Here is a 3,139-nt window from a genome sequence, read left to right on the forward strand (position 1 = left end):
TCCGACCTTTTGGATTTGGAAACGGGAATGATCGTAAACCTGCATATCAAAAGCATCGATCAGGCGGAGGCAATTAAGACGATTAAAAGAAAAATCACCGACCTTGACAAGATGAAAATTGACGAGCAGAAAAAAGCCGTCAGAAGCGGCTATGACATGGATATTATCCCGTCCGACCTTGCCACCTACGGAGGCGAAGCGAAAAATCTGTTGCAGGATTTACAGAGCAGAAACGAAAGAATGTTTCTTGTTACCTTTTTAGTGGTGAATATGGCGAATAGTAAAAGAAAGCTGGATAACGATGTGTTCGCCGCCGCAGGAATCGCACAGAAATATAACTGTGCCTTAACCCGTCTTGACTTTCAGCAGGAGGAAGGCCTGATGTCAAGTATTCCGCTTGGAAGAAATGAAATTGAAATCCAAAGAGGACTTACCACTTCAAGCACCGCCGTATTCATTCCATTTATCACGCAGGAGCTTTTTCAGGGCGGCGAAGCCCTTTACTACGGACTTAACGCTCTTTCAAACAACATGATTTTATGCGACAGAAAGCAGCTTAAAAACCCCAACGGTCTGATACTCGGAACGCCCGGCTCCGGTAAATCCTTTGCGGCAAAGCGTGAAATTACAAACGCCTTTTTAATTACGGACGATGACATCTATATATCCGATCCCGAAGCCGAGTATGCCCCTTTGGTAAACAGCCTTTTAGGACAGGTCATCCGCATTTCTCCAACAAGTAAAGAATATATCAACCCGATGGATATAAACTTAAATTACAGCGAGGATGATAACCCCCTTGCCCTAAAATCGGACTTTATCCTTTCCCTTTGTGAGCTTGTAGTCGGAGGAAAGGAAGGACTTGCACCTGTGGAAAAAACGGTCATCGACCGTGCAGTAAGAACGGTTTACAGGGAGTTTCTTGCAGAACCCGTGCCTGAAAGGATGCCTATTTTAGGGGATCTTTATGAGGAGCTTTTAAGACAGCCGGAGCCGGAAGCTGCAAGAGTTGCGGCAGCCCTTGAGCTTTATGTAACAGGCTCTCTTAATGTGTTTAATCACAGAACCAATGTAGAGCTTAATAATCGCCTTGTCTGCTTTGATATAAAGAGCCTTGGAAAGCAGCTAAAAAAGCTTGGAATGTTAATCGTGCAGGATCAGATTTGGAACCGCGTAACCATAAACAGAGCAAAAAAGAAAGCAACCCGCTACTACATGGACGAATTTCATCTTCTGCTCCGTGAGGAACAGACCGCAGCATACAGCGTTGAAATCTGGAAGCGTTTCAGGAAGTGGTCGGGTATTCCCACAGGGATTACTCAAAATGTAAAGGATCTTTTATCCAGCAGAGAAGTGGAAAATATCTTTGAAAACAGCGACTTTGTCTTGATGCTTAATCAGGCGGTAAGCGACAGAAATATCCTTGCAAAGCAGCTTAATATTTCTCCACAGCAGATGAAATATGTAACCCATACGGAATCCGGCGAAGGACTTCTCTTTTACGGAAATGTGATCCTGCCATTTGTAGATCACTTCCCGAAAGATACAAAGCTCTACAAGGTCATGACGACAAAGCCGGAGGAAGTGAGCAGCGAATGAAGAAACTGACGCATTTCAGCCTGTTTACCGGAATCGGAGGAATCGACTTTGCGGCGGAGGCCGCAGGCTTTTCTACTGTTTGTCAATGCGAATGGGCGGACTTTCCGACTGCCGTATTAAAAAAGCATTGGCCGGATGTTCCGCGTTTTCAGGATATTACCACAGTTACAAAGGAGGCATTTATTGAAAAAACAGGACAAGACAGCATTACCCTCATATCCGGAGGCTTCCCGTGTCAGCCCTTTTCCGCCATCGGAGCAAAGAAGGGCTTTACAGACCCCCGTTATCTCTGGCCGCAGATGTGCAGAGTTATTAGAGAACTTAAGCCCCGTTTCGTGCTTGGCGAAAATGTTGCTAACTTCATCAATATGGGGCTCAACAAAACGATCCTTGACTTGGAGAAAGCGGGATATGCCGTTTGGACATTCGTACTTCCTGCTTGCAGCGTCGGCGCGTGGCATGAACGCAAGCGAACTTTTATCGTGGGGGCAGATGTTTCCTACGCCCCTTGCTTCCGACACGGGAACGCGCCCAAAGGTGCCGCAGGTAGTCCTATCTCCTGCGGGCTCCTTTCGCAGAAAGAAGAAAACGGGGCACTGGTCGGCGAATCTTTCGGAGGCAATCTATTATCTGGAAAAGGATGCCGATCCCAATCTTCGCTTCAATCCGGAGTGGGCAGAGTGGCTGATGGGATTCCCGCGAGCATGGACGGAAATTTCCTCTGGATAACGGAGCCTACGGATATTCCGAGGCTTACAGAGGATAAAAAAGACAGGGTAAAACGCTTAAAGGCACTGGGCAATGCCGTCGTTCCCGCGCAGGTTTACCCGATACTTAAATACATTGCAGATATTGAGCTTGGACGCTGCAAAAGCGCTTGCGTCTTTTCAGGAAAGGAAGGTGATGCACTTTGAAAGAACCGCTAAAGCCCCGTGATAAGTTCAGGCAGAAAATGAGCCGGGACGGACTTTTAAGAGAAAATATGACAACCGGAGAAACGGAAAATATATCAAAAAGGATTCAGGAAAATCCCGAAAATGATATTCCCCAAAATCCTATATCGGATAAGGAAATGCCGAAAAGAAAATCCTCAAGGCTTACCTTTACCGAGGAAGAAAGAAATATCCCGGAGCTTCAAAGGTATATCAAAAAATCCGATCAGGCGGCGGACCGTCTGGATAAGGCAAGGGATAAAATACCAAAGAAAAAGAGTCTTTCCTTTGAGCGGGAGTTTGATGAAAAAACAGGCAAAGGAAAAACGAGGCTTCACTTTGAAGAAAAGGAAAAGCCCATAGTCTCCGGTAAGTCTGCAAATCCTCTTTCTCCTGCCCTTAATAAAGCAGGCGCTTTTGTGCATAAGAAAATCCATGAAACGGAGCATGACAATGCAGGCGTTGAAGCAGCCCACAAAACCGAAAAAGCCGCAGAAATACTTGGAAGATTCAGCGTAAGAAAGGCAAGAGAAAATTACAGAAATCAGAGGCTAAAGCCCTACCGCAAGGCAAGGAAAGCGGAGAAAGCCGCAGAAAAAGCAAATGCA

2 protein-coding genes and 1 pseudogene are annotated in these 3,139 nt (G+C 46.0%); all 3 read left to right on the forward strand.

Annotated features, from left to right (window positions below; genetic code table 11):
- A partial coding sequence (locus HMPREF1152_RS03205; protein WP_039883457.1) for a VirB4-like conjugal transfer ATPase, CD1110 family occupies window positions 1-1,599 on the forward strand: 1,599 nt, incomplete at its 5' end.
- On the forward strand, window positions 1,596-2,513 hold the full coding sequence (locus tag HMPREF1152_RS03210; protein ID WP_009643725.1) for a DNA cytosine methyltransferase: 918 nt from the start codon (window positions 1,596-1,598) through the stop codon (window positions 2,511-2,513). The genes HMPREF1152_RS03205 and HMPREF1152_RS03210, both read left to right, overlap by 4 nt.
- A pseudogene (locus HMPREF1152_RS03215) lies at window positions 2,510-3,139 on the forward strand (CHAP domain-containing protein); the annotation flags it as partial. The gene HMPREF1152_RS03210 and the pseudogene HMPREF1152_RS03215, both read left to right, overlap by 4 nt.

The organism is Mogibacterium sp. CM50, from assembly GCF_000293155.1.
Lineage (GTDB): Bacteria > Bacillota > Clostridia > Peptostreptococcales > Anaerovoracaceae > Mogibacterium > Mogibacterium timidum.